The sequence below is a fragment of the Lyngbya aestuarii BL J genome, from assembly GCF_000478195.2.
GTDB classification, from domain to species: domain Bacteria; phylum Cyanobacteriota; class Cyanobacteriia; order Cyanobacteriales; family Microcoleaceae; genus Capilliphycus; species Capilliphycus aestuarii.
Map to the genome: position 1 here is coordinate 1 of NZ_AUZM01000077.1, position 26196 is coordinate 26196.

General features: G+C 41.5%; 20 protein-coding genes. 14 read left to right on the top strand and 6 right to left on the bottom strand.

Going from position 1 to position 26196, the window contains the following annotated elements:
• The 3 genes from M595_RS22845 to M595_RS22855 all read left to right on the top strand — a co-directional run.
• Positions 1 to 665 (top strand): sensor histidine kinase (locus M595_RS22845; RefSeq protein ID WP_023068888.1); only part of this gene is annotated, 665 nt, incomplete at its 5' end.
• Between the two features lie 126 nt (positions 666 to 791).
• The gene (gene zds, locus M595_RS22850) at positions 792 to 2261 is read left to right on the top strand and encodes a 9,9'-di-cis-zeta-carotene desaturase (RefSeq protein ID WP_023068890.1); all 1470 of its coding nucleotides are present in this window, start codon (positions 792 to 794) and stop codon (positions 2259 to 2261) included.
• Between the two features lie 100 nt (positions 2262 to 2361).
• A complete protein-coding gene (locus M595_RS22855) occupies positions 2362 to 2808 on the top strand; it encodes an SRPBCC family protein (RefSeq protein WP_023068870.1) in 447 nt (148 codons plus the stop codon).
• 24 nt (positions 2809 to 2832) lie between these two features.
• Here M595_RS22855 and M595_RS30770 read toward each other — a convergent pair whose 3' ends face one another.
• The 3 genes from M595_RS30770 to M595_RS22865 form a co-directional block, all read right to left on the bottom strand.
• Positions 2833 to 3012, bottom strand: coding sequence for a hypothetical protein (locus M595_RS30770; protein WP_071809974.1), 180 nt, complete (start codon positions 3010 to 3012; stop codon positions 2833 to 2835).
• A gap of 101 nt (positions 3013 to 3113) precedes the next feature.
• Positions 3114 to 4823 (bottom strand): NAD+ synthase, encoded by a 1710-nt coding sequence (locus tag M595_RS22860; protein WP_023068876.1) that lies wholly within the window; start codon positions 4821 to 4823, stop codon positions 3114 to 3116.
• A gap of 103 nt (positions 4824 to 4926) precedes the next feature.
• On the bottom strand, positions 4927 to 5523 hold the full coding sequence (locus tag M595_RS22865) for a Uma2 family endonuclease (protein WP_023068885.1): 597 nt from the start codon (positions 5521 to 5523) through the stop codon (positions 4927 to 4929).
• A gap of 140 nt (positions 5524 to 5663) precedes the next feature.
• Here M595_RS22865 and M595_RS22870 point away from each other — a divergent pair, with 140 nt between their 5' ends.
• A complete protein-coding gene (locus M595_RS22870) occupies positions 5664 to 7817 on the top strand; it encodes a HEAT repeat domain-containing protein (RefSeq protein WP_052001869.1) in 2154 nt (717 codons plus the stop codon).
• A gap of 133 nt (positions 7818 to 7950) precedes the next feature.
• Complete coding sequence (locus M595_RS22875; protein WP_023068883.1) at positions 7951 to 9936, top strand: HEAT repeat domain-containing protein; 1986 nt, start codon at positions 7951 to 7953, stop codon at positions 9934 to 9936.
• A gap of 36 nt (positions 9937 to 9972) precedes the next feature.
• Here M595_RS22875 and rd read toward each other — a convergent pair whose 3' ends face one another.
• The gene (gene rd / locus M595_RS29630) at positions 9973 to 10134 is read right to left on the bottom strand and encodes a rubredoxin (protein ID WP_023068886.1); all 162 of its coding nucleotides are present in this window, start codon (positions 10132 to 10134) and stop codon (positions 9973 to 9975) included.
• An 85-nt stretch (positions 10135 to 10219) separates the two neighbouring features.
• On the bottom strand, positions 10220 to 11656 hold the full coding sequence (locus M595_RS22880) for an MATE family efflux transporter (RefSeq protein ID WP_023068879.1): 1437 nt from the start codon (positions 11654 to 11656) through the stop codon (positions 10220 to 10222).
• A gap of 364 nt (positions 11657 to 12020) precedes the next feature.
• Here M595_RS22880 and M595_RS22885 point away from each other — a divergent pair, with 364 nt between their 5' ends.
• A complete protein-coding gene (locus tag M595_RS22885; protein ID WP_023068881.1) occupies positions 12021 to 12866 on the top strand; it encodes a cyanophycinase in 846 nt (281 codons plus the stop codon).
• Positions 12867 to 12913: 47 nt separating this feature from the next.
• Here M595_RS22885 and M595_RS22890 read toward each other — a convergent pair whose 3' ends face one another.
• Positions 12914 to 13612, bottom strand: coding sequence for a manganese catalase family protein (locus tag M595_RS22890; protein ID WP_023068880.1), 699 nt, complete (start codon positions 13610 to 13612; stop codon positions 12914 to 12916).
• A gap of 474 nt (positions 13613 to 14086) precedes the next feature.
• Between M595_RS22890 and M595_RS22895 the strand changes: the two genes are divergently transcribed.
• The 8 genes from M595_RS22895 (at position 14087) to M595_RS22930 (ending at position 26109) form a co-directional block, all read left to right on the top strand.
• The gene (locus M595_RS22895) at positions 14087 to 15094 is read left to right on the top strand and encodes a DUF389 domain-containing protein (protein WP_023068869.1); all 1008 of its coding nucleotides are present in this window, start codon (positions 14087 to 14089) and stop codon (positions 15092 to 15094) included.
• Between the two features lie 199 nt (positions 15095 to 15293).
• Positions 15294 to 18134, top strand: coding sequence for a cation-translocating P-type ATPase (locus M595_RS22900; protein WP_023068884.1), 2841 nt, complete (start codon positions 15294 to 15296; stop codon positions 18132 to 18134).
• A 125-nt stretch (positions 18135 to 18259) separates the two neighbouring features.
• Positions 18260 to 19591 carry an MFS transporter gene (locus M595_RS22905; protein ID WP_023068878.1) on the top strand — a complete coding sequence of 444 codons (1332 nt, stop codon included), beginning with the start codon at positions 18260 to 18262 and terminating at the stop codon, positions 19589 to 19591.
• Positions 19592 to 20131: 540 nt separating this feature from the next.
• A complete protein-coding gene (locus M595_RS22910; RefSeq protein WP_023068875.1) occupies positions 20132 to 20533 on the top strand; it encodes a hypothetical protein in 402 nt (133 codons plus the stop codon).
• Between the two features lie 176 nt (positions 20534 to 20709).
• Positions 20710 to 21159 (top strand): hypothetical protein, encoded by a 450-nt coding sequence (locus M595_RS22915; RefSeq protein ID WP_023068891.1) that lies wholly within the window; start codon positions 20710 to 20712, stop codon positions 21157 to 21159.
• 26 nt (positions 21160 to 21185) lie between these two features.
• A complete protein-coding gene (locus M595_RS22920; protein WP_023068871.1) occupies positions 21186 to 22988 on the top strand; it encodes an SLC13 family permease in 1803 nt (600 codons plus the stop codon).
• Between the two features lie 184 nt (positions 22989 to 23172).
• On the top strand, positions 23173 to 23538 hold the full coding sequence (locus M595_RS33050) for a hypothetical protein (RefSeq protein ID WP_023068872.1): 366 nt from the start codon (positions 23173 to 23175) through the stop codon (positions 23536 to 23538).
• Between the two features lie 489 nt (positions 23539 to 24027).
• Positions 24028 to 26109, top strand: a complete 2082-nt coding sequence (locus M595_RS22930; protein WP_023068887.1) for a cation:proton antiporter domain-containing protein — start codon at positions 24028 to 24030, stop codon at positions 26107 to 26109.
• Positions 26110 to 26196 lie beyond the last annotated feature (87 nt).

Here is a 26196-nt window from a genome sequence, read left to right on the forward strand (position 1 = left end):
CCGCCGATGCTTCCCACGAATTACGCGCCCCTTTAGCCGCCATTCTCAGCAACGCCCAAGTCGGTTTGCTCGCCCCAACTTGCGATGAAATTCCCCGCCAACGCCTGGAAAAAATCGTCAATTTAACCAAATCCATGACGGTTTTAATCGGTCATTTATTGCTATTAGCGCGTCAGAGCAGCAAACTCAATCCCGAGTTATTGCAAACCGTTAATATCGTTCAAGTTTTGATCGATTTAGTCCCCAATTATCAAGACTTAGCCACAGAAAAAGATTTGACGTTTTATACTCAACTTCCCCAAAAATCTATTTTAATTCGCGCCGAACCCGAGTTACTCCGTCAAGCCATTGAAAATCTTCTCAATAATGCTATTAAGTATACAAATTCGGGGGGAACAATCAGCCTAAAATTAATCTATGAGTTCCGTTGGGTAATGATTACGGTAACAGACACCGGAATGGGTATTCCGCCCGAAGATTTACCCCATATTTTTGATCGCTTTTATCGCGTCGATCAAGCCCGAACCCGCAAAACGGGAGGCTTCGGCTTGGGGTTGGCGATCGTTAAACAAATTATCGAAGCCCATCAAGGTTATGTGCGGGCTACCAGTACCCTTGGAGTGGGTTCTACCTTTACCCTCGAACTTCCCCGCCTCGACAGTTAAGATGACATAAAAACCCGGTTTCTCGAAGAAATCTGGTTTTTGAGGCCGATAGAACCCGCCCCTACAGTGTTGAGATTGCCGTTTTTTGTTACAATCTGTGAAGACAATAGGTTATGGATGGGCAGAATGCGGGTTGCGATCGCTGGAGCAGGTTTAGCAGGTATGGCCACAGCCGTCGATCTCGTCGAGGCTGGACACCAAGTTGAAATTTTTGAATCTCGTCCCTTTGTAGGCGGTAAAGTTGGCAGTTGGGTTGATCCCGATGGCAACCATGTTGAGATGGGATTACACGTCTTTTTTGGTTGTTATTACCATCTGTTTGATTTAATGAAAAAGGTGGGAGCCTTGGAAAATCTCCGGTTAAAAGAGCATTCTCACACCTTTATTAATCGTGGGGGAATCACCGGAAGTTTAGATTTTCGCTTTATTACAGGCGCCCCATTTAACGGACTCAAAGCCTTTTTTACGACCTCTCAGCTTTCGGCTTATGATAAGTTGAAAAATGCCCTTGCTTTAGGAACAAGTCCTCTCGTTCGTGGACTGGTAGACTTTGAAGGGGCGATGAAAACAATTCGAGAATTAGATCGGATTAGTTTTGCTGATTGGTTCCGCAGTCATGGCGGTTCAGAAGGGAGTTTAAAGCGGATGTGGAACCCGATTGCCTATGCACTGGGTTTTATCGATACGGAAAATATTTCCGCCCGGTGTATGCTGACTATTTTTCAATTTTTTGCAGCTAAAACTGAGGCTTCGGTACTGCGAATGTTGGAAGGTTCACCCCATGAATATCTTCATAAACCGATTATTAATTATCTCGAAGAACGGGGCGCGAAAATCTACACCCGACGGCGAATTAAAGAGATTCAATACGAACAAATAGACGGCAAAACCTATGTAACAGGAATGGTTGTCGCTTCAGGAGACACGCAAGAAACGATCAAAGCCGATGCTTATGTTTGTGCTTGTGATGTTCCTGGAGTTCAGAAAATCTTGCCGCAAGATTGGCGCAAATGGTCGGAATTTGATAATATTTATAAACTCGATACGGTGCCGGTTGCGACTGTACAATTGCGGTTTGATGGTTGGGTCACAGAACTTAATGATCCGCAGCAACGCCAACAGTTAGAACGGGCGGTTGGCATTGATAATTTGTTGTATACTGCCGATGCCGATTTCTCTTGTTTTGCGGATTTAGCCTTAACCAGTCCGGGGGATTATTATCGTCAAGGTGAAGGTTCACTATTGCAATTGGTATTAACACCTGGTGATCCGTTTATCAAACAAAGTAACGAGGAAATTGCCCAACACGTTCTTAAACAGGTGCAGGATTTATTCCCGTCTTCGCGAGAACTGAAGATGACCTGGTATAGTGTGGTTAAATTGGCTCAATCTCTCTATCGAGAAGCGCCAGGAATGGATCTTTATCGTCCGCCTCAAAAGACCCCTGTTGCTAACTTTTTCTTGGCTGGAAGTTACACCCAGCAGGATTATATTGATAGCATGGAAGGCGCGACAATTTCCGGTTTTCAAGCCGCACAAGCGATTTTAAATAATACAGCTAATTTGATGAAACCCTCAGCGGTGACAACAGGTTAACTAAAAATTTCAAGGGAAAGTCTGAATCTTTAACACGAGTTAATGCTTGTTTCTTTCCCTCTCTTGCTTTAAAAATCTACTCTATAAACTCTAAAATCTAATGGCAGACTGGTTAGAACATAGTGTTCAAGTTGAAGTTCCAATTCCGATAGAATTAGCCTGGAGTCTTTGGTCTGATTTAGAACAAATGCCCCGTTGGATGAAGTGGATTGACTCAGTTAAAATTCTCGAAGATAATCCGGAATTATCCCGGTGGAAATTGGCAGCAGGGCGGTTTGAATTTAGTTGGTTGTCTCGGATTTTGAAACAGGTTCCAAATCAAATTATTCAGTGGGAATCGGTTGATGGTTTACCCAATCAAGGGGCAATTCGTTTTTATGATCGTCATGGGAGTAGTATTGTTAAACTCAGCTTTTCCTATGCGATTCCGGGGATTTTGGGCAAACTAATGGATAATTTGTTTTTGGGACGGGTGGTTGAATCAACGATTAAAGAAGACTTAGAACGGTTTCGGGATTATGCCGTAGCCGTTCATACTAAATCCTAAAATAAATACAAAATTGATTAATTTCTAACTCAAAAGACGTTCCAAACAAGCGAATGGAAGAACAATCGGCCAGAAAAATGTAGCCTCTAGCAAAATCAACCAAGACAGACCGTGATTTTTAGGTGTTGATTGATCGCGTAGAAACGTACTCAGACTAATTGCAAATGTGGCTACAGCACCCAGAATATAACAGGATTCCAGCATAATCATTAAGATGCAAACTGTGATTAATTTTTTCACCTCGTCTGTTATAGCATAGGTTTCTGTTCATATCAATTTTAATTTATCAGTCTAAACGCCCAGATTTAGATCCCACTACTGATTTTAGCAATCGGCATCCGCCACCCGGTACCAAAAGCGCGATCGCTAATTTTTAATCCGGGAGGGGCTTGACGCCGTTTAAACTCCGCCCGCATGACTAATTTAACGACTTGTTGAACAATCTCAGAATCATGTCCGGCGGCAATGATTTGTGAAACAGATTCCTGCTTTTCCACTAATCGATGCAAAATGTCATCTAAAATCTCATAAGGAGGGAGTGAATCTGAATCTATTTGACCCGGTTTGAGTTCAGCACTGGCAGGTTTTGTTAAAATATTATTGGGAATAACTTCTTGATTTGAGTGCTGATTAAACCATTTGCAAATCGAATAAACTCGTGTTTTCGGTACATCCGCAATTACAGCTAATCCTCCATTCATATCGCCATACAGCGTACAATATCCCACCGCCATTTCTGATTTATTTCCCGTCGAAAGCAACAGATGACCAAACTTGTTAGAAATTCCCATTAATAATGTTCCCCGAATTCTGGATTGAATATTTTCTTCAGCCACCCCAAATTCTGTTCCTGAAAACACCGGTTCTAACACGCGATCGAAAGCTTTCATCGCCTCAGCAATGGCTAAACTTTCCGTATTAATTCCCAAATTTTTCGCCAATTCTAAGGCATCTTTAACCGAATGTTCTGAACTGTAGGGAGAGGGCATCAACACCCCTAAAACATTCTCTTTACCCACCGCTTCGGCGGCAATGGCGGCAACTAACGACGAATCAATTCCCCCACTTAACCCCAAAACCACTTGAGAAAATCCACATTTACGCACATAATCTCGCACTCCTAAAACCAACGCTAACCAGATTTCTTCATCCTCACTTTCTGGAGAAGAAGATTGAGGTTTGTCGAGAGACTTAACCCAACCAGAAGCGATTACATCCCGTTTTTCAAAATCAAATTCAACAACCGTAAAATCAGTTTCAAATCCGGTTAAATACTGAACTAATTCACCTGTTTTATTAAAAACTAAACTAAACCCATCAAAAATCAAATCATCATTCCCCCCGACTTGATTTGCATAAATAATCGGGGTAGAATAACGTTTAGCACTGTGTCCCAACATGGCTTGACGGAGTTTTTGTTTGCTGGCTTGGTAGGGAGAAGCAGACAAATTCACCACCAAATCAACCTCTTTCTCCGCCAAAGCTTTCATCGGATTACAAGAATAATTTTGTCGCCCCCAAAATTCCTCGTCATTCCATAAATCCTCACAAATTGTTACCCCAACTTTTAAAGATGAGGTAGCATTAGATAAGGTGAAATATTTGCTTTCTTTTCCGCCTTCAAAATAACGATCTTCATCAAAGACATCATAAGTCGGTAGCAAACGCTTCTGAAAAAACTGCTGAATTTTGCCCTGGTGAATGAGGGCGGCGCTATTAAATAACGGCTTTTCACCTTGTTTTTCAAACTCAGGATTGGGTTCTACCGTTCCAATCAAAACCGCAAGTTCTGGGGGGATTTTTGCTGCTAAGACTTGTAATTCGGCGATCGCCACCTCGATAAAACTGGGGCGGATCAGCAAGTCTCTCGGGGGATAACCCACCAAAGCCAATTCTGTTGTTACAAGAAGATGACAACCCGCTTCCGTGGCAAGTTTGGCGACATCGAGAATGCGTTGGGCGTTTCCGGTAATGTCGCCGATGGTGGGATTGAGTTGTGCGATCGCAATTTTCATTATCAATCTCTGATGCTATATTTAAACTCAAGTTTACTACTCAGAAATTGATTTTGGGATGGAGTCTGCCGAAAAAAAATGAGTGGTCAGCGAGAGATTTCAATTAGGGTTCTGAGGAAACGGTGGAATCCTTCTCAAAGGTAACATCTTCATAAAGGTCAGTCAAAGACACCGTTAAATTCAAACTTTCGAGAGAAAAACTTTCTGAACTGGGAGTATAGGTTTTAAAAATCCACTCTCCTTGTTTGTGACGTTGGAAAATTTCAACTCGTTGATGTTTAGTATTGACTAAAACATATTCTTCTAAGGTGTCTAGAGTTTGGTAATCGTTGAATTTATCTCCTCTATCAAAAGCTTCGGTACTCTCAGAAAGCACTTCAATAATTAATTTTGGAAAGCGTTTATAGGTAGAAGTTTCTTGGTCTCGGGTATCACAGGTGACGAGAAGATCGGGATAATAAAAACAGTTGCATTGTTCGAGACGAGCTTTGATATCAGCAAAATAAACACGACAGTTTGTTCCGCGTAGGTGAGCGCGAATTAGGATAGCGAAGTTTAAAGCAATTGTATTGTGGGTGTCGGTGGTTCCCGCCATTGCGTAGACTTCGCCATCAATATACTCGTGTTTGATGGGGCTTTGAGTTTCGAGTTCCAGGTATTCTTCTGGAGTTAGGGAGTGATGGTCAGACAGAGCAATCATGGTTTTTGTATTCGGCAGTAAAGGTATTTAGTAAAGATTGTAACGCCTTTTTATAACCCAATAAACTTGACCCCCGCGAAACAGCGAGTATACTGGAAACACGACTTCACACTCCATAAGCTATTCTCTAAAAAAATTCTATGGCTATGGATATCAAGAAAAACATCAACTTTTTTGCATTAATCCTGTTAGGCTGTTTGTTCCCGTTGCTTTCTGCAAGTCCCGGCTGGACTCAAACCTGTACAGAGACAGAGATTAGGGCGAATCTTTTGAAATTGAAAGATTTTTATGACCCTTCAGGGAGGAAGATTGCCCAATGTGGAAAAGATGCGATTCAACCTCTAATTTCTATTATTCAGAATAAACAGGGTAATACAACTGCACAGAGGTTCACGGCAACAGAGGTTCGCGGCAATGCAGTTTGGGCTTTGACTAGAATTTACGACGATTCACCTGAAGTAATCAACGTTTTGCTTGGGGTGATTGAGGATAAACAGGATGATAAATGGGTTCGCGAGGCTGCAATTAGAAATTGGAATAATATTTTTATTTTGAATCAAAATGAGGAAAGGCCACCCGAAATGGTCAAGGCTTTGCTAGCAGTCTTCAAAGATAAACAGGATGATTCATCGGTTCGCAGCAGTGCAGCTTCTGCTTTGGGAAATATTGGAGAAGGTTCACCCGAAGTAGTTCAAGATTTGTTAGCAGTCCTCAACGATAAACAGGATGATTCATGGGTTCGTGGTGATACAGCTTCTGCTTTGGGTAGAATTAACGAAGGTTCACCCGAAGTAGTCCAGGCTTTGCTAGCAGTCCTCAACGATAAACAGGATGATGCAGACGTTCGTGATAATGCAGCTTCTGCTTTGGGTGACATTGGGGAAGATTCACCCGAAGTAGTTCAAGATTTGTTAGCAGTCCTCAACGATAAGCAGGATGATGCAGAGGTTCGCGGCGATGCAGCAGGGGCTTTGGGTAGAATTGGGGAAGATTCACCCGAAGTCGTTCAGGCTTTGCTAGCAGTCCTCAACGATAAACAGGATGATTCATGGGTTCGCCGCAATGTAGCTTCAGCTTTGGGAAATATTGGAGAAGGTAAACCCGAAGTAGTCCAGGCTTTGCTAGCAGTCCTCAACGATAAACAGGATGATTCAGAGGTTCGCAGTAGTGCAGCTTTGGCTTTGGAAGACATTGGAGAAGGTTCACCCGAAGTGGTCCAGGCTTTGCTGAAAGTCCTCAATGATAAGCAGGATGATGCAGACGTTCGCAGCTATGCAGCTTTGGCTTTGGAAGACATTGGAGAAGGTTTACCCGAAGTAGTCAACGCTTTGCTTGGGGTGGTTGGGGATAAACAGGATGATTCAGAGGTTCGCCACTATGCAGCTTCGTCTTTGACAATAAAACTCTCATACCTTTTAGCCGAGACGGATAACCTCTCTATCCAAGAATTAGAACAATGGATTGAACTATACAAACCGGGTTTAGCAGTTGAGGATATCGATGAAATAAGACGCGATAACCTGAGACGAAATATTAATAATTTAGAGAGAAGGTTGCAACAGAAAAAAGAGTCTCAGAAAAATCGACTACTTCTGCAAATAACTGGGTTGGCTATCTTGCTTCATGTTTTATTCTGGACGGGTTTAATTTTTCTCTATCCCAAATCCCCACAAGTGCGAGCGACTTTTTTCTGGAATCCAAAAGTTAGAAAGATTGTTGGGTTGTGGTACGTTGGTTTGGCGTTAACTTGGGTGCCGTTTCTGCGTGAGAGGTTGTTTGAACCGTTTCGAGAATCGCTCCTTTCTGATGCGGATTTAGAAAACTTTAACCCTCAAACTTATTTTGCAAAATCTCCAGTTCAACACGAAGCTTCGGGGGAGATTCAACCGTTAAATAAGGCTATTCCTGAAATTAACGGTCAAATTCTTTTAGTTGGAGAATCGGGTTTAGGAAAGTCGATGTTTTTGCGTCATTTGGTGCAGTCATCCGAAGGAATTGTTGTTTATCTTCCTGCACATCAATGTGATGCGGGGGTGATAGCAGCGATTCAAGAGAAACTAGATGATTATGTCAAACAAGATCCCTATTTTCTGCAAAGTTTAATTTATCATTGTGCAATTGATATTTGTATTGATGGACTCAACGAAGTTACACCCGACACTCAGGCAAATCTTATCAAATTTGTGGAGTCGAATTTCAAGACAAATATTATGATGACCACTCAACCGAACTGGACTCCGCTCCCAACTGAAATGCTCAAAATTTATACCCTTAAACCCCTCAAATATGAATGAATTAAACAGTTTATACTTTGGGAAATTTAATGAACTTCCCGAACGATTAAATCGCCAATACACTCGAAGTCAAACTAGACTTTTTTGATCAATTTTCAGAGGTAATTTAATGAGAGTTAGTATCCAAAAAAACATGAACTTTTTTGCCTTAATTCTGTTAAGCTGTTTGTTTCCGTTACTTTCTGTAAGTCCGGGCTGGACCCAAACCTGTACAGAGACAGAGATTAGGGCGAATCTTTTGAAATTGAAAGGTTTGCCGCCTAAGCCTTCACACCCTTCAAATCAGAACATTCTCCAATGTGAAAAAGATGCGATTCAACCTCTAATTTCTATTGTTCAAAATAAACAGGATGATTCAGAGGTTCGTAGAAATGCAGCTTGGGCTTTGGGTCAAATTGGGGAAGGTTCACCCGAAGTAGTCCAAGATTTGTTAGCAGTCCTCAACGATAAACAGGATGATGCAAAGGTTCGCAGCAGTGCGGCTTATACTTTGAGAAAAATTGGGGAAGGTTCACCGGAAGTTGTTCAGGCTTTGCTAGCAGTCCTCAACGATAAGCAGGATGATTCATCGGTTCGCAGTAGTGCAGCTTGGGCTTTGGGTCAAATTGGGGAAGATTCACCCGAAGTGGTCAAGGCTTTGCTGGAAGTCTTCAAAGACAAACAGGATAGTATAGCGCTACGCTTTAGTGCAGCTTCGGCTTTGGGCGACATTAAAGAAGGTTCACCCGAAGTGGTTAAGACTTTGGTTGGGGTACTCAACGATAAACAGGATGATTCAGAGGTTCGCGGCGATGCAGCTTATGCTTTGGGTCAAATTGGGGAAGATTCACCCGAAGTCGTTCAGGTTTTGCTGGAAGTCTTCAAAGACAAACAGGATGATTCATTGGTTCGCAGTCGTGCAGCTTCGGCTTTGGGTCAAATTGGGGAAGGTAAACCCGAAGTTGTCCAGGCTTTGCTGGGAGTCCTCAACGATAAACAGGATACTACACTTGTTCGCATGAATGCAGCTACAGCTTTGCGTCTAATTGGAGAAGGTTCACCCGAAGTCGTTCAGGCTTTGCTGAAAGTCCTCAACGATAAACAGAATGACAAATACGTTCGTGGTAATGCAGCTACAGCTTTGCGTCAAATTGGAGAAGGTTCACCCGAAGTGGTAAAGGCTTTGCTAGCAGTCCTCAACGATAAACAGGATGATTCAGAGGTTCGCAGCGATGTAGCTTGGACTTTAAGAATGATAACCTCCAACCTTATAACTGAGACGGATAACCTCTCTATCCAAGAATTAGAACAATGGATTGAACTATACAAACCTATTTTACCAGTAGTTCAGGATATCAATGAAGTAGCAAGTGATGGAATGAGACCAAATATTATTTATCTAGAAAGAAAGTTGCAAGAGAAGAAAAAGTTTCAGATTCTCCAAATAACTGGGTTGGCTATCTTGGTTCATGCTTTATTCTGGACGGGTTTAATTTTCCTCTATCCCAAATCCCCGCAAGTGCGAGCGACTTTTTTCTGGAATCCGAAAGTTAGAAAGATTGTTGGGTTGTGGTACGTTGGTTTGGCGTTAACTTGGGTGCCGTTTCTGCGTGAGAGGTTGTTTGAACCGTTTCGAGAATCGCTCCTTTCTGATGCGGATTTAGAAAACTTTAACCCTCAAACTTATTTTGCAAAATCTCCAGTTCAACACGAAGCTTCGGGGGAGATTCAACCGTTAAATAAGGCTATTCCCGAAATTAACGGTCAAATTCTTTTAGTTGGAGAATCGGGTTTAGGAAAGTCGATGTTTTTACGTCATTTGGTGCAGTCTTCCGAAGGAATGGTTGTTTATCTTCCTGCATATAAATGTGATGGGGGCGTAATAGCGGCGATTCAAGAGAAACTCGATGATTATGTCAAACAAGATCCAAATTTTCTACAAAGTTTGATTTATCATCGTGCAATTGATATTTGTATTGATGGACTCAACGAAGTGACGCCGGACACTCAAGCAAAAATTATCAAATTTGTGGAGTCAAATTTCAAGGCAAATATTATTATGACCACTCAACCAAACTGGACTCCACTTTCAACAGCAATGTTCAAAATTTATACCCTTCAACCCGTCACCAATAAATAAATTAAGCCGTTTCTCCTTTAATCCCTTCAATCAATATTAATTTTCCGGTTCAAAGTCAGATTTACTCACCCCACAAACCGGACAAACCCAGTCATCAGGGATATCTTCAAATGCAGTTCCGGGCTTTATTCCTGAGTCTGGATCACCCACTTCAGGATCGTAAACATAACCACAGGTATTACACTTGTATTTTTGCACGATGAATTCAGTCTCCAGTGTTCTCCAATTTCTGTATAATCTTAACAAAAACTACGGTTTCTAATCTCTTTCTATGGAGAGATTTTTACCGGGGAGTTTTATCTCTAACATCTGAGAGATTAAGCGGGGGTTGTTTTGAGGGTGAAATCATAGAAGAATCTGATTTTTGATCGGGTTTCAAACTACACAAACGACGAGTCCAGATAATCGCAATTAAACCAACAATTAAATTAGAGATACAAGCGGCTGCAAAAATCCCATTTAAACCAAATAACCAACTCCCCAAATAAGCTAAGGGTACATATAAAACAACCATTCTAGATAACGTTAACACAACCGCAGGAAAGGGTTTTCCGAGGGCGTTAAAAGCCGCATTCGCGACAATTAAAATACCATAGGTTCCGTAGCTGATGGGTACAATTGCCAAATAACGAGTGGCGGTGTTAACGACTTCAGAGTTCGTATCAAATAAAGTGATAATCTGTGCGGAAGTAGCTGAAAGAATAACCGCGATAAAAATTCCAAAGCCGATACAAAATAAATAGGATAAGTGCAAAGAACGATGGACTCGTCCATAGAGTTTAGCCCCCCAGTTTTGACCAACGAACGGCCCAATTGTTGCCGAAAGAGCCATAAATGCAATTAAAGCAAAAGATTCAACCCGAGAAGAAATCCCAAATCCAGCAACAACTTCGGGACTATAAGTCGCTAATAAACTGGTAATAATTCCCAGAGAAATCGGCGTAATCATATTGGTAGATGCCGCAGGTAAACCCACATATAAAATCTCTTTCCAACAGTCCCAACAATTTCTCAGACAGGTGAGACTCCAAAGAATCATTCGTTCTCGGAAATGAAGCACAATTAAAGAGGCAATTAACGTTAGAGAACGAGCAATAACTGTGGCTAATGCTGCCCCTTTTAAGCCCCAACTGGGAATGAACGCCCAACCAAAAATAAACACCGGATCTAAGGCAATATTCACAATCGCCGCAAACGTCATAATTAGACTGGGGATTTTGGTGTCACCCGCCGCCCGAATGGCACTATTTCCCACCATTGGAACGACGAGACAAATCATGCCGGGATACCAAATTTGCATATAATCGTGAATATAGGGCATGACTTCAGAACCCGCCCCTAAGAGTTTAAATAAAGGGTCAATTGTTGCCAATCCAATGAGGATAAAAATTCCCACAATTAGCAGAGATAATGTTAGACTATTGGTGGTTAATCGTTGTACTCGGTCATGATCGCCTTCACCAATTGCCCGAGAAATTACCGAAGCCGCCCCGGTTCCTAGTCCAATTGCTAAACTTCCCATCACCATAACCACGGGGAAGGTAAAACTCATCGCCGCGAGTTGGGCGGTTCCCAGTTGACCCACAAAATAGGTATCGGCTAAATTAAAGGCAATCACCGAAAAAACGCCCCAAACCATCGGTAAAGTCAGGGCGAGAAGTTTCAGTCCGACAGAACCTTCTGTGAGGTTGTATCTGCGAGTTGGGGTTGATTTAGGCATAAAACGACTATTGAGATCAAATTGGATGCTGGGGCTATCAAGTCACCTTTGTCTGTTTGTTAATATAACGGCGATCGCTAAATTTCGCATTCAAACTCAGTTCAGGGAAATCAGAAGCTGTTAAAATTTGTCTAAAGATCGATGACAAAAGTGATAATTTGTGCTTTTTTGAAACTTTAGTTAAAAGTTTGACTTGAATTAAAAACTGTGAGGTCTTGACTACCGTTTTTTCGAGTCTTAAACCGCCCTTGTCCAATCGGTATAAATACTGTCTTAATTTCTGTCTTTAGGAGGTTAAATAAACTCTCTTACTTGTGCTTTAATTAGAGATTATGCCTCATCTGGGCAGAACAGGAGATTGGTTATGACATCGAATCAACATCAAGGACAACTGGTGATTATTGGCGGCGCAGAAGATAAAGAAGGCGAGTGTAAAGTATTACGAGAGTTTGTGCGCTGTGCGGGTGGAATTGATGCCAAAATTGTGGTGATGACGGTTGCCACTGAGTCACCTCGAGAAGTGGGAGATGACTATATTCGAGTGTTTGAACGGTTGGGGATTGAAAATGTTCGGATTATTGATACAATCGAGCGAGAAGATGCAGAAACCTCAAGAGCATTAGAGGCTGTTAATGAAGCAACAGGTGTCTTTTTTACGGGAGGCGATCAAGCCCGAATTACAGAAATTCTCAAAGATACTACTTTACATCAAGCCCTATTAAAAAAATACACTGAAGGGTTAATTGTTGGGGGAACCAGTGCAGGTGCAAGCATGATGTCTGCGAACATGATTTTAGAAGGAGAAGGACAGACTCACCCCCGGATTGAAATTGTGGAAATGGAAGCAGGAATGAGTTTTCTTCCCGAAGCAGTAATTGATCAACATTTTGCCCAACGGGGACGTTTAGGACGCTTACTGACTGCGGTGGCGAGACATCCCGATTTAATTGGGATAGGGATTGATGAAAACACCGCTATTGTGGTACGAGATCATCAATTTGAAGTGGTTGGAGATGGGAGTTGTACGGTTGTAGATTTAAGTGAAATCACTCATAACAACATCGGAGAACTCTTAAGAGATGAAGGTTTAGCGTTGTGTGGAATTAAACTTCATATTCTGCCGGAAGGATACAAATTTGATCTCAAAAATCGTCAACCTTTAACTGAAAACAAAGTTGTTAAAACTCCAGCAATGGCAGTTGCGAGTTAAGACAAAAGGGGGCAACGTTGCCCCCCAAGTTCACTTTTTAGGATTAATTATTGTTTTTGAACTTTATCTTTCATCGGATCGGCAATATAGCGGAAATTCTCGTCAGAATTCCAGGGGCCGCGATGATCTTCTCCGTTGGTTGATAAGTTGTAGTAGATATCAACGGTTTCATCAGGTTGAATATTTCCGAAGAACGGATCGGTGAGTTTACCCATCGAATCTAATGCTTTCATAAACATTTTCGTATGAGAAATCTCCCGCGTCAATAAGTGAACTAAAGTTTCTTTGGTTTGGTTATCGGGTGCCACTTTAATCAAAGATTCGTAGGTTTGACGCGCACCTGCTTCGGCTGCAATATCCGCCCGCAAGTCACGGACAACATCGCCACCTTCGTTTAAATAAGCGGCTGTCCAAGCTTGTCCTTGAGAGTCTAGAAAATGAGGCCCTTTACCGCGTACTGCAAATAATGTACTCTTAAATGCTTCAGTTTGATCAACATTTTTAGTATGATTTTCAATCAGCCGTCCAATCATTTCTAAATGACTAAATTCCTCAACGGCGATGTCTTGCAACATATCGCGAATTCCTTGGTCTTCGGTATGAAAAGACTGCACCCAATATTGTAAGGCAGCAGATAATTCACCCGTTGCGCCGCCAAATTGTTCTAAGAGAAGTTCGGCATAACGAGGATTCGGATCATCAATCTTGACATCTTTTTCGATCAGTTCTTTTTTATGAAAAAACATTAGGTTTTCCTCCCAAATGGATTATTTAAGACAATAAATGAATTCTGGGGTGCAAAAATTTGATTTTTTTGTTTTTGCTCCTTCTATAGTTTATGAATCTCGCTTTCTAATGACCTTGATCTAAAGATAGACTTTCATTTAATCCAATCTCTATCTATCTATTCTGCTGGTCGTCAATGGGAACATATTCTCTATTCAAGACATAAATAGGAGGGTTAAAATATAGAATCATTTTAGAGAGGGGTGAAATTATCACTTCCGAATTAGAGGTTGAAATCTATATCGAAAGATAGATGAAAACTAACAAACCCCCAAATTAACAAGCTTTTAAAACCTGATAAAGTTTAATTGAATTCCATTCAAATCTTGACTTTCAATAAAATCCTCGTCACTATTGTCAATTTTTAAAATTCAGTCTAGAATAAATTTAATTTTTATACACCCACTCAATCAACCCAGACTCAATAATCTTCTATGTTAAAAGCCTATAAACTGATTAAAGATTTTGGATTAGAAGCAATCCCCTTGTTGAAATTAAGGGAATCCTTGCTAAACGATGCGAAATTTACCCAGAATTACTTAGTTTTAACCATTAGTTCTTGCTTGATTGCGACATTGGGTTTACTGATTAATAGTGCGGCTGTGATTATTGGCGCGATGATTATTGCCCCCCTAATGTTGCCCTTGAGAGGAATGCCTTTTGCCACTCTAGAAGGAGACTTAAAACTTCTCCGATTGAGTTTTACTTCTATCTTTGCAGCAACATTAATGTCAATCCTATTTTCAGGATTAGTGGGTTTAATTATTCGCATTCCCGAATTTGGATCAGAAATTTTATCGAGAACCCAACCCACTTTAATTGATCTCTTAATTGCGATTGCGGCAGGCGGTGTGAGTGGGTATGCTAAAATTCGTCCTCAAGTTGGAGATGCCATTCCTGGAACAGCAATTGCCGTTGCCTTAATGCCTCCTCTTTGTGTGATTGGGATTGCAATTTCTCAGGGAGAATGGGATGCAGCGACTGGATCAAGTCTCCTCTATTTTACTAACTTAATTGGGATTAATCTAGCTTGTTTAGGCGTTTATGTTTTAGCAGGATATGCGAGAAGTAGTGAACTGGCTCGGACTATTTCTTGGGGAGTTTCCATCTTGTTAATTGTTCTGCTGACTATCCCCCTCGGAATTAGTTTTTTTAGACTTGTTAACCATGCCCAAGTTAATAACTCTATCCGCGAAATATTAGTCACTCGTTCTTTGGTTGATCGACCCGATATCGAGGTTGATAAAATTAGTATAAACTGGCGAAAAACAACACCGGAAGTCTTAGTCGTTGCGAGAACGGCTAATGAGATCACACCTGAAGAAGTCGCCATTGTCGAACAACTTCTCAAGCAAGAGTTAGCCCTGTCTTTAAAAGTTATCTTTGATGTCACCCCCGCTCAACTAATCGAATCAAATCAATCATCGATTACTCAGCCCTAGAATGATCAGGGTTCCTGTAAATATTACTCAGAATCACCTATAATTATGGGTTAAAAGAGAACAAAGACTTGAGACGATCGCTCCCAAAAAACGATTTTACCGAGCCATTTCTCTCTAAATTCTGACCAACGGTTACAGCAGGCTCCGTCGTTTTACGGCGGAGTAATCTGTAACTTCAGCAACTATCCGTTAATTCCTCATGGCATCGACTCAACCTTCCCCCGCATCTGGCGATCGCATCTCAGTTCAAACTGCATCAACTTGGCACACTCAGACTATTGAGGAAACGTTGCAGTTGATCAACACTGACCCCAAACAAGGGCTAAATTCTCAGCAAGTCACCCAAAAACAGCAAGAATATGGTCTTAATGAAATTGAAACCACCGAGGGACGCAAACCGTTAGAAATTTTGTGGGATCAGTTTACCAATATCATGTTAGTGATGCTGATCGCCGTTGCTATTGTTTCAGCGATTCTCGATCTCCGCAACAACAACTTTCCCAAAGATGCGATCGCCATTTTTGCTATTGTTATTCTTAACGGCTTATTGGGTTATTTTCAAGAAAGTCGCGCCGAAAAAGCCTTAGCCGCCCTCAAAACCCTATCCTCCCCGAAAGTGCGAGTTTTGCGAGATGGTGAAATGGCTGAAGTTGAATCCCCCCAACTGGTACCGGGTGATATTATCTTCCTCGAAGCCGGAGTCCAAGTCGCCGCAGACGGACGCCTGATCGAAGCCCAAAACCTACAAGTGCGAGAAGCCACCCTCACCGGAGAAGCTGCCGCCGTCACCAAACACGCCGAAACCCAACTACCTGAAGACACAGCCCTCGGCGATCGCATTAACCTTGTTTTTCAGGGTACCGAAGTCGTCGGTGGACGGGCTACCGTTTTAGTCACAGACACGGGAATGAAGACGCAACTGGGACAAATTGCCACGATGTTGCAGTCTGTCGAAACTGAACCCACCCCCCTACAACAGCGAATGTCGCAACTGGGAAATGTCTTGGTGACGGGTTCCCTGCTGTTAGTGGCGCTGGTTGTGGTTGGGGGAATCATTCGCACCGGGTTTGAATATTTTGAACATTTACTCGAAGTTTCTCTGAGTATGGCGGTGGCGGTGGTTCCCGAAGGTTTACCCGCCGTTGTTACCGTTACCCTAGCCATCGGGACTCAACGTATGGTGCGCCGCAATGCTTTAATTCGGAAACTGCCCGCCGTTGAAACATTGGGTTCAGTGACGACGATTTGTTCCGATAAAACCGGAACCCTGACTCAAAATAAAATGGTTGTCCAGTGGGTGCGAACTCTCAATCATGCTTTTCTGGTGACAGGTGAAGGTTACGCGCCCTGGGGAGAATTCCAACCCCTACATCAGTTTTCAGATCAGGAGTTGAACCCGCTTGAGAAACCCAGATTAACCTCGGAACAACAGCAAGAGTTACAACCGTTATGTGTGGCGAGTGTGTTGTGTAATGATGCTCAACTCCAACATCAAAATGATAATTGGACAATATTGGGTGATCCGACAGAAGGGGCGTTATTGGCATTAGGGGGGAAAGCGGGGATTTCCAAACAGACTTGGAACGAACAACTGCCTCGGATTGGTGAAATTCCCTTTTCTTCTGAACGCAAGCGGATGAGTGTGATTTGTCAGGATAACCACCGAGAATCTAGAACAGAAAACGCTCAATATCAGATTTTTACAAAAGGTTCACCTGAACTGATTTTACAACGGTGTGATATCGTACAAACAGAGGGTCAAAGTATTACGCTTCAGCCGGAACACCGTCAACAAATTCTCGAACAAAATGACCAATTAGCCGCTAAAGGACTGCGAGTTTTGGGCTTGGCTTACAAACCCTTAGAAAAGTTTTCATTAGAACCGACTGACGCAGAAACCACAGAAGATCGGTTAATTTGGTTAGGCTTAGTGGGGATGTTAGATGCCCCTCGTCCGGAAGTCACTGAAGCGGTTAAACGTTGTCGAGAAGCCGGAATTCGGCCGGTGATGATTACTGGAGATCATCAGTTAACTGCCGCCTCTATTGCCCAACAGTTGGGGATTTCCGCCTCTGGTGATCGGGTGTTAACGGGCCAGCAATTACAACATCTTAGCCAAAGCGAACTTGAACAAGAAGTTAAACAGGTGAATGTGTATGCGAGGGTAGCACCAGAACATAAACTCAGAATCGTTCAGGCGTTGCAGAAACAAGGGGAATTTGTGGCGATGACGGGGGACGGCGTTAACGATGCACCTGCCCTCAAACAGGCTGATATTGGCATTGCGATGGGGATTACGGGAACTGATGTTAGTAAAGAAGCCAGTGATATGATTTTGCTGGATGATAACTTTGCTACCATTGTCGCTGCAACCGAAGAAGGACGGGTGGTTTATAGTAATATTCGCCGCTTTGTCAAGTATATTTTGGGGAGTAATATTGGGGAAGTGTTAACCATTGCTGCCGCCCCATTACTGGGTTTGGGAGAAGTGCCGTTAACGCCTTTGCAAATTTTATGGATGAACCTCGTTACAGACGGTTTACCTGCTTTAGCCTTAGCCCTCGAACCTCCGGAACCGGGAGTGATGAAACGTCCCCCCCACAGTCCCCGTGAGAGTATTTTTGCACGTGGGTTAGGAATTTATATGGTGCGAATTGGCTTAATTTTCTCCATTCTCACAATTGTACTCATGGTTTGGGCTTATGGGGTGGCACAAACATCAGGTGATCCCGGACGGTGGAAAACGATGGTGTTTACAACCTTGTGTTTGGCTCAGATGGGTCACGCTTGGGCGGTGCGTTCAGATACTCGTCTGACGATACAACTCAATCCGTTTTCTAATCCCTACCTAGTGGCAGCCGTGAGCCTAACAACTATTCTACAATTCATGCTGATTTATGTCGCGCCGTTGCGAGAATTTTTCGGAACGCATTGGTTAAGCGGGACAGAACTTGCAATTTGTCTCGGGTTTAGTAGCTTGATGTTTGTTTGGATAGAAATGGAAAAATTAGTTCAACGGTGGTGGAAAAACCGCAAATAATAGCTTACTGAAAGGGGGTGAAGTTAAACTATTAATCATTGGTTTGCATAGACTATAATAAAAACTTGTCGCTTGCGGCTATCGACAAACGCAGGTCTATTTGGCTGTCTTTTGAACAAAATATAGTGTCTAGAATTACTATTTTTTCATTTGCACCCTTATGGTTTTTTGCACTGGTTCCCTATCGAATTAGTGAAGGTTTGCTGATTAATTTACTCCCCTTATTTGTGGTACAAGTTGTGGGGGGAACGATTACAGATGTCGGAAAAGTAAACTCTTTAGTCGCTTTGGCAGGGGTGATTGGTTTTAGTTTTTGGGGAAATCTTTCAGATAGAGTTAAACGCCGTCGCCCTTTTTTAATGATTGGAATTGCGGGCTTTTGTTTGGGTTTATTTGGGATTGGTTCAGGAGAGACAGTTGATCAAGTTTTGAAAGCTTCTGTATTGGGTGGGTTTTCAATGGCGGCGGTGATTCCTTCGGCGACGGCGTTAGTTATAGATACTGTACCCGAAGAACGAATTGGTTACTATTTTAGTCGATTTTATTTAATTGGCGGTTGGAGTTTTATTATTGCGTTAATTGTGGGCGGAGTTTGGCTCAGTGTTTCCCCGGTAATTTTGGGAATTCCAGAAGCCATGCGAAGTTTATTTATTATGGCTGCAATTGGAGCAATTTTGAGTTTGATTTTATGTTTAATTTGGATCAAAGAACCCCCTCGTCAACACATCAATCCCCACCGAGAGTTTACACAAGCTTTATTGGGTCGTTTATCTGTGGGATTAATTGAACGACGGGTGTTATTTTATCCGGCAAGAAGTATTTATTTTATCACCCGTCCGAATTTTTTTCAGGAGGTCGTTCAAAACTTAAAAACTACCCTGAGTTTATATTATGGCTGTTCCGCGTTATTATTTCTTTCTATCCAAATTGTTTATATTCCGTTTCCTTTGTTTTTAACACAGATTTTGGGCGCGACAAACGACCAGGTTTTATGGATTACTTTAGCCCGTTCTTTGGTAGAAACCTATTTTTATCTTCGGGTCGGTCAGTTAGTTCAAAGTAGAAATAGTATTCATTTACAAGCTTTGGCATCGGGGGGGCGGATTGGTATTTTTATGATATTAACCCTAATAGCTTTATTTCATCCAACTCGATATAGTTTAGCCATTATTACGATTACTCACCTCTTAACAGGTTTAACTTGGGCGGTTATTGGGGTTTCTGGGACGACATCTGTAGCCCGACTTTCTCCGCGAGGTCAAGAAGGGAGTGCCATCGGGATTTATAATTCTGTTATTGGTTGTTCTACGATTTTTGGATCATTGCTAAGTGTATTTCTGGTGGCGACTCAAGGCTATGTGGTCTGTTTTGGCATGGGTACAGTGTTGATGAGTTTAACCACAATCTGTTTATGGGGGTTGGGAAGGGTTACACCGGAGGTCAGCCGACAGCAGTAAACCCGATTTTAGAAAAAATCTACCAAAATCTTTTAATTGATGTATAATCATCGATTAAGGCTAGATACCTTGACCAATATACCATGAAGGAGACGGCAACAGAGAAGATGATCAAGAGTTGATGACAGAAGTCAATACTTCTCGAGAAAGTTCGGTACTGCACAACACGTAAGCGCAAAAGCTTGGTATCGTTTTTAGTCATCGTTGGCTCAAAAAATATTAGCTTGAGAAACGCAGTGTTTGAGATTTCCCACTAAATCAATCACGAATTAGCCTCAGCAACTTTAATATTAAAGTTGTGATTAGAGTTGTGAAGTTTGAGAGGGTCAATATCAGAGTAAAAAGGTGATTGACTTAGATTCAAGCGACGTTTGATTACTGAGGATGGGATGACCTGGACATTAACTCACTGGATGATTTTTGACTATCTTAAAACGACTCCTCACAATAGCTTGACATTCTCTTAAAACTTGCTTTATTCTTAGGCGAGCTTAATTTAGAACTCAACGGTTCAATTGATCAACCCTTAAAGGAGAAAATATGAAACGAGTTTCCCTTCTATTCGTTCTCTTAGCGACTGTTTCTTTCGGAACACTCACGGCTTGTCAACAAACTGACCCCAATCCTGAAACCCCAACCGAAACCGAAACTACACCGGAAACGGCACCTTCTCCTGAACCGGAAGCAACGACTTCTCCTCAGTCTTCTGTTGAGACTCCTGAAAATCAAGCTGTTGAAAATTCATCCGATACAGACTTCTCAGCAACTCCGGTTGTCTCCCCTGTCGGAGAAAGTTCTGAAGTTTCTCAACCTGTTCTTGTTGAAGAAGAAATTCTCATTGAAGACAATGCTAGCGAGATGAGTGAAGTAGAGTCTAGCGTTGAACCCGAGTCTTACTCTACTGAAGAAATAGAACCCACTGTCGAAGAACCTGCACAGTAATTTGAAGTTGGATTTAAAGTTGGGTTTGAGCAAATTGAGAGGGGAAATTTTTCCCCAATAGGTCAGCTTCTCACCTTTTGTTAAATTAGAACACTTAAGTATCCCCTGCTTTGTGCGGGGGATTCTCAATTTAGAAAACTATACCCAAAAATAAACTCAGTACATTTGGAGAAAATATGAGCAAAACTCAATCAAAAGCAACTTTAGAGATTAATCAAACTTTCAAAGTTAAAGAATTTGTAGAAGCAATTTTGTTATTTTCTATCTCAGCCGGAATGAGTTGGTATCTAGATATGATTCAGCTGACTACAACACCCATAATGGTGGGAATCGGTTTGATAGTAGCCGGAATTAGCATTGGATATTCTACTCTAGAAACGGTTTTAATTGCCTGGACAGTGTTAACCCTAGTCAGTGTGATTTTGATTGCCTCAATCGCGATTTTTGTCCCCCTAACGGCACTAAAAATTTCGGCAATTTCGATGATTAGCCTTCTCGTGGGCGGCACAAGTGGAAGTGTGATGTTTTGGTTAATTCAAAGAAGATTATTTCTGAGTTTGGGTCGAACTAAAGGAATTGTGGTTGCCAGCTTGATGATTGCTTTAGGTCTGCTTTTATCCTTCTAGTCTCACCAATCTTGATTGGAGATTTTATGGAAATTATCTTGACTCTGAGTTTGCTAGTTGTCGCCTTAATTGCCTTTATTTTTGAGTGGCTTCCGGTTGATATTACCGCGATTTGTGTCACTGTTGCTTTAATGGTATTCGGATTGGTGACACCGGAAGAAGGAATTGCGGGTTTTGGCAACTCAGCAACCATTACCGTCATGGCAATGTTTATTTTGAGTGCAGGAATTACCCGTACAGGCGTTGTACAAATTGCCCGAGATGGATTAACAAAATGGGGCGGAAAAAACCTAACTCAGCAAATTATTGCGATGGGAATTATTGTTGGCCCAATTAGCGGTGTGATTAATAATACTGCTGTGGTGGCTATTTTTTTACCGATTATTGAAGACTGGTGCAAAAAACAACGAATTTCTGTTTCTAAGTTGTTAATGCCGCTTTCTTTTGTGACGATTTTAGGAGGGATGATTACTTTAATCGGAACGTCTACTAATATTTTAGCAAGCGGTGTTTCTAAAAAGTTAGGATATGGTGAATTTAGTATTTTTCAGTTTACAAAGCTCGGAATTATTACTTTTATTATTGGTTTAATTTATTTGGCTTTTATTGCCCCGAAACTCATTCCCAATCGTCAACCCCTAACGAATGAATTTCTAGGTCAAGATTATGATATTAAAGAGTATTTTACCGAATTAATTATTACCCCTCGTTCCAGTCTCGTTGGACAAACTCTCAGCCGCAGTGAAATTCAACGTAAGTTTGATCTTGATGTTCTAGAAGTCATTCAAAATGGGGTGCGTTTTTCTCAACCTTTGGGCGATAAAGTTTTAGGGGTTGGGGATATTTTAGTAATTCGGAGTAGTAAAGAAGATTTACTAAGAATTAGAGAAGAACGAGGGTTAAGTTTGTTGCCAGATATTCAGTTTAAAACTGACGAAATTGAATCCATTTTAACCTCGGAAGAAGAAAAAATAGGAGAAGTTTTAATTTTATCAAACTCTCGGTTAATTGGGACAACACTCAAAGATTTACGCTTCCGGCAACGATATAACGCAACGGTTTTAGCGATTCGTAGAGGGGCAGAATTATTACAAGGTCGTTTAGGTCGAATTCCGTTAAGATTTGGTGATTTGTTATTAGTTCAAGGGCCAAAACAAAGTTTTATTGGTTTACAAACGACTCGGGAACTTCTAGTTTTAGAACAACAAAATGTGGAAACAATTCGTACTGATAAAGCATTGATTGCGGTATTAATTACCGTTGCAGTTATTCTGGTTGCGGCTTTCAACTGGCTACCTATTTTAGTGACTGCTTTAACTGGGGTAATATTAATGATTATTACAGGTTGTCTTAAACCGGGTGAAATTTATGGTGCGGTGCGTTGGGATGTGATTTTTTTATTAGCAGGTTTGATTCCTTTAGGAACTGCAATGGATAAATCGGGCGCAACTGAATTACTCGCTAACTTTGTTGTGGGTTTAGGCGGTAATCTTTCCGGTTATTGGATTTTAACCTTTTTCTTTATTGCCACTTCTATACTCACCGAAATTCTCTCTAATAATGCTTCTGTGGTGTTGATGATTCCGATTGCAGTAGAAGTTGCGAATAGTTTAAATCTCAATCCTTTAGCGTTTATGTTTGCGGTTACATTTGCTGCTTCTAATAGCTTTATGACTCCGATTGGCTATCAAACAAATACTATGGTTTACGGCCCTGGAGGGTACAAGTTTTTAGACTTCTTTCGTGTCGGTGCGCCTCTGAATTTATTGATGGCAATTGTCACACCTTTATTAATTGTGTGGCTGTATGGTTTACAACCAATTAATTAATCTTTTGATTCATTCCCTAAAGGTGAAAGTGGGGTTTGATCGTCTTTTTCTCTCAGAAGATAGAGGAAACGGGGTAAATTTTTTGAAAGTTTATTCCTAAAGCAGGATGATAGTCTAGCCCCAAGTTGATTATAGTAATAGAAGATTCAAATTTTGAATGTATTGATAATAGGAGATTAAAGTAATGCCTAGTGATATAAGAAATGAACAACAAAAAAATTCTGATATTCAACAACCCATGAACCCCGAGGAAGTTGATCCTCAACAAAAGCGCGAACACAAAGCAGAATTAAGAGAAAAGGGAAATAAGCTCACGGGGAACCCAGGTGAACGCATTGATGATTCGATGTCTATCGAAGAAAAGGCGAAACAAGTCGCTGTTGACGCGCCCGACCCGACAGGAGATCAGGTGGTGGTTCCCACATATTTTATCGCAGAAGGTGAAGACGGGGAAAAAGAAGCGTTACACCATGTCAAAGATGCTGAAGAAATTTCTGATGTCATTCGTCAAGCGCGAATGGATGAAGACGGCAATCGCCAATGGCGGTAAACTTGATAGCTTTATCAATATAATCCCCATTAATCAGTAATGCAAGTCCTCTGTTTCTTGATGAAATAGGGGATTCAATCGACTAATCTTAATTAATTCTATACTCATCTTTTCCTTTTACTCAAACTCCGTTTCAATTAAGAGTTTGCCAATTTTATCATTAACAAGTTCTGAATATTCTGCCCTCAATAAATGACCCGCTTGGGCGAGATGAAGATGTTGGCTATTGGAGGAAAAATAATCAGCAAGTTCTTTTCCCCATCTAGCTGCACTACCTGAAGTTGTTGTTGCTTTAATTCGGGCTGATTCTGGTGATCGTCTTTGGGACTACTTTAAACCCTGCTCTTAGTTTAATTATACATTAATCACCCTTTAAAACTTAAACTTTTTTCAAAAACGTTCAACTTGGACTTGATTTAAAAAAAAATTGAGTTGAGTTGTTAATTGTCTCAAAAATAGGTTATCGTTAGTATTTATTTTGAGCAATGGATGCCAACGATGCAACTATTCAATTGGCTACCGGATAGCCCCATTGTTACCTTTACGATTTTACTCTTGGTTTCCCTCACATTACCGCCCTGGTTTGAACGTCTACGCCTTCCGGGTTTAGTCGGTTTATTATTAGCGGGTGTGGTTTTAGGAGAACATGGCTTAGGGTTATTAAATTCTCAGTCTGAAACCATGAAATTGCTGTCAGACATTGGGAAAATTTACTTAATGTTTGTGGCGGGTTTAGAAATTGACTTGGTGCAGTTTCAAAGCAAAAAAAATCGTTCCATCGGCTTTGGAATTTCGACCTTTATTTTTCCCATGCTGGCGGGAATTGCCATAGGTTTGTGGTTTGGTATGGGGTGGAATGCAGCGATTTTAATTGGTTCTTTACTTGCTTCTCATACACTGCTTGCTTATCCGATTGTGCAACGTTTAGGATTAATTGATACTGAACCTATTATTATCAGTGTGGGTGCCACGATTTTTACCAGTATTAGTGCTTTATTAGTTTTAGCAATTTGTGTGTCAGTTCAAGCCGGAGAATTTTCACTCTTTAGTTTGAGTTGGCAACTCGGAAGTCTAGCGATTTATTCTGCTATCGTTTTATTTGGGTTTGATTGGCTCGGAAAAGCCTATTTTAAACGCAATGGGAGTGAAGAAGGCAATCAATTTTTGTTTGTTTTATTATCTGTTTTTCTAGCTTCTGTTGGCGCTCAAATTATTCAAATTGATCAAATTGTCGGAGCATTTTTAGCAGGTTTAGCGGTTAACGATGCGGTGGGAAATAGCCTCGTTAAAGAAAAAGTGGAATTTGTCGGCAGTGTATTGTTTATTCCTTTTTTCTTTATTGCTATGGGTCTTTTTCTGAATGTCCCTGTTTTCATCTCAACCCTAACCACAAATTTTACTTTACCTTTAGCCATTGTTTTAGGATTAATTATTAGCAAATTTATTGCCGCCTGGGCTGTTAAACTACTCTACGGTTACAGCTTAGATGAAACTCTCTTGATTTGGTCACTTTCTCTCCCTCAAGTTGCCACAACTCTAGCAGCCGCTTTAGTGGGTTTTAATGTAGGTTTACTCAATGAACAAGTCTTTAATAGTATTATTGTTTTAATGTTAGCAACTTCGATTCTTGGGCCGTTGCTGACTCAACAATATGCGCCCCGTTTGCTGACCCTCAAACCTAAACCGCCTCTTAATCCTAATAAAGCTTTAATTTGGTGGGAAAATAGCCAACAACAAGCTGAAGAAGCACCCCCCTTTACTGTTGTTGTTCCCATTTCTAACCCTGATACTCAACGTTATTTAATGGAAATGGCGGCTTTAATTGCTCGTCACGAAAACGGTTCTATTGTCTCTTTAGCGATCGCAACTCACGCTCAAGTTCACATGGATGAACCCGAACTGCAAAGCACTTTACGGCAGAGTCGCGTCTTATTAAAACGTTCGGTAGAAGTTGGGAAAGCTTTTCAGATTAAAACCGATCCCATGCTACGAATTGATAGTGATGTCGCCACTGGAATTGTTCGGACAGCTTGCGAACAAGAGGCGAGTTTAATTGTCATGGGTTGGAGTGAAACCAGTAGTTTACGAGCGCGACTTTTTGGAACACTAATTGATAGTGTATTTTGGTCATCTCATTGTCCGGTAGCAGTGATGCGACTGTTACAAGAACCTGTGGAAATTCGCCAGATTTTAGTCTTAGTTAAAAGTATTGCACCGCGAACAATTAGAACCATTCGCTTTGCTCAACTTTTGGCTTATACTAATCAAGCAACGGTGACTTTATTACAGATTTGTCCGGCACAAACGACGAGTTATCAAATTAACCTCATCAAAAGAGAATTGACCGAAGTTCTCAGCGCTGAAAGTTCTGCGATCAAGACTAATGTGATCGTCAAGGCGACCAATGATGTTGTTGAAACGATTTTAAACCAAGCCAAAGGATTTGATCTCGTTGTTTTGCGATCGCAACGTCGGCGCACAGCAGGGGGTTTAGCGGTGAGTAGCGTTACCCATGAGGTCATGCAAAACCTAGAATGTTCGGTGGTGATGTTTGGTGAACCGCAAGCCTAGTAGAAGTGGGGAGGTGGGTAACGGATGGGTGGGGAGGTGGGGAGGTGGGGAGGGGGGGATCCGGGGGAGGTGGGGAGGTGGGGAGGG

Coding starts and splice junctions, on each gene's coding strand:
- zds (WP_023068890.1), top strand. CDS start 792: ATGCGGGTTGCGATCGCTGGAGCAGGTTTAGCAGGTATGGCCACAGCC.
- M595_RS22855 (WP_023068870.1), top strand. CDS start 2,362: ATGGCAGACTGGTTAGAACATAGTGTTCAAGTTGAAGTTCCAATTCCG.
- M595_RS30770 (WP_071809974.1), bottom strand. CDS start 3,012: ATGCTGGAATCCTGTTATATTCTGGGTGCTGTAGCCACATTTGCAATT.
- M595_RS22860 (WP_023068876.1), bottom strand. CDS start 4,823: ATGAAAATTGCGATCGCACAACTCAATCCCACCATCGGCGACATTACC.
- M595_RS22865 (WP_023068885.1), bottom strand. CDS start 5,523: ATGATTGCTCTGTCTGACCATCACTCCCTAACTCCAGAAGAATACCTG.
- M595_RS22870 (WP_052001869.1), top strand. CDS start 5,664: ATGGCTATGGATATCAAGAAAAACATCAACTTTTTTGCATTAATCCTG.
- M595_RS22875 (WP_023068883.1), top strand. CDS start 7,951: ATGAACTTTTTTGCCTTAATTCTGTTAAGCTGTTTGTTTCCGTTACTT.
- M595_RS22880 (WP_023068879.1), bottom strand. CDS start 11,656: ATGCCTAAATCAACCCCAACTCGCAGATACAACCTCACAGAAGGTTCT.
- M595_RS22885 (WP_023068881.1), top strand. CDS start 12,021: ATGACATCGAATCAACATCAAGGACAACTGGTGATTATTGGCGGCGCA.
- M595_RS22890 (WP_023068880.1), bottom strand. CDS start 13,612: ATGTTTTTTCATAAAAAAGAACTGATCGAAAAAGATGTCAAGATTGAT.
- M595_RS22895 (WP_023068869.1), top strand. CDS start 14,087: ATGTTAAAAGCCTATAAACTGATTAAAGATTTTGGATTAGAAGCAATC.
- M595_RS22900 (WP_023068884.1), top strand. CDS start 15,294: ATGGCATCGACTCAACCTTCCCCCGCATCTGGCGATCGCATCTCAGTT.
- M595_RS22910 (WP_023068875.1), top strand. CDS start 20,132: ATGAAACGAGTTTCCCTTCTATTCGTTCTCTTAGCGACTGTTTCTTTC.
- M595_RS22915 (WP_023068891.1), top strand. CDS start 20,710: ATGAGCAAAACTCAATCAAAAGCAACTTTAGAGATTAATCAAACTTTC.
- M595_RS22920 (WP_023068871.1), top strand. CDS start 21,186: ATGGAAATTATCTTGACTCTGAGTTTGCTAGTTGTCGCCTTAATTGCC.
- M595_RS33050 (WP_023068872.1), top strand. CDS start 23,173: ATGCCTAGTGATATAAGAAATGAACAACAAAAAAATTCTGATATTCAA.
- M595_RS22930 (WP_023068887.1), top strand. CDS start 24,028: ATGCCAACGATGCAACTATTCAATTGGCTACCGGATAGCCCCATTGTT.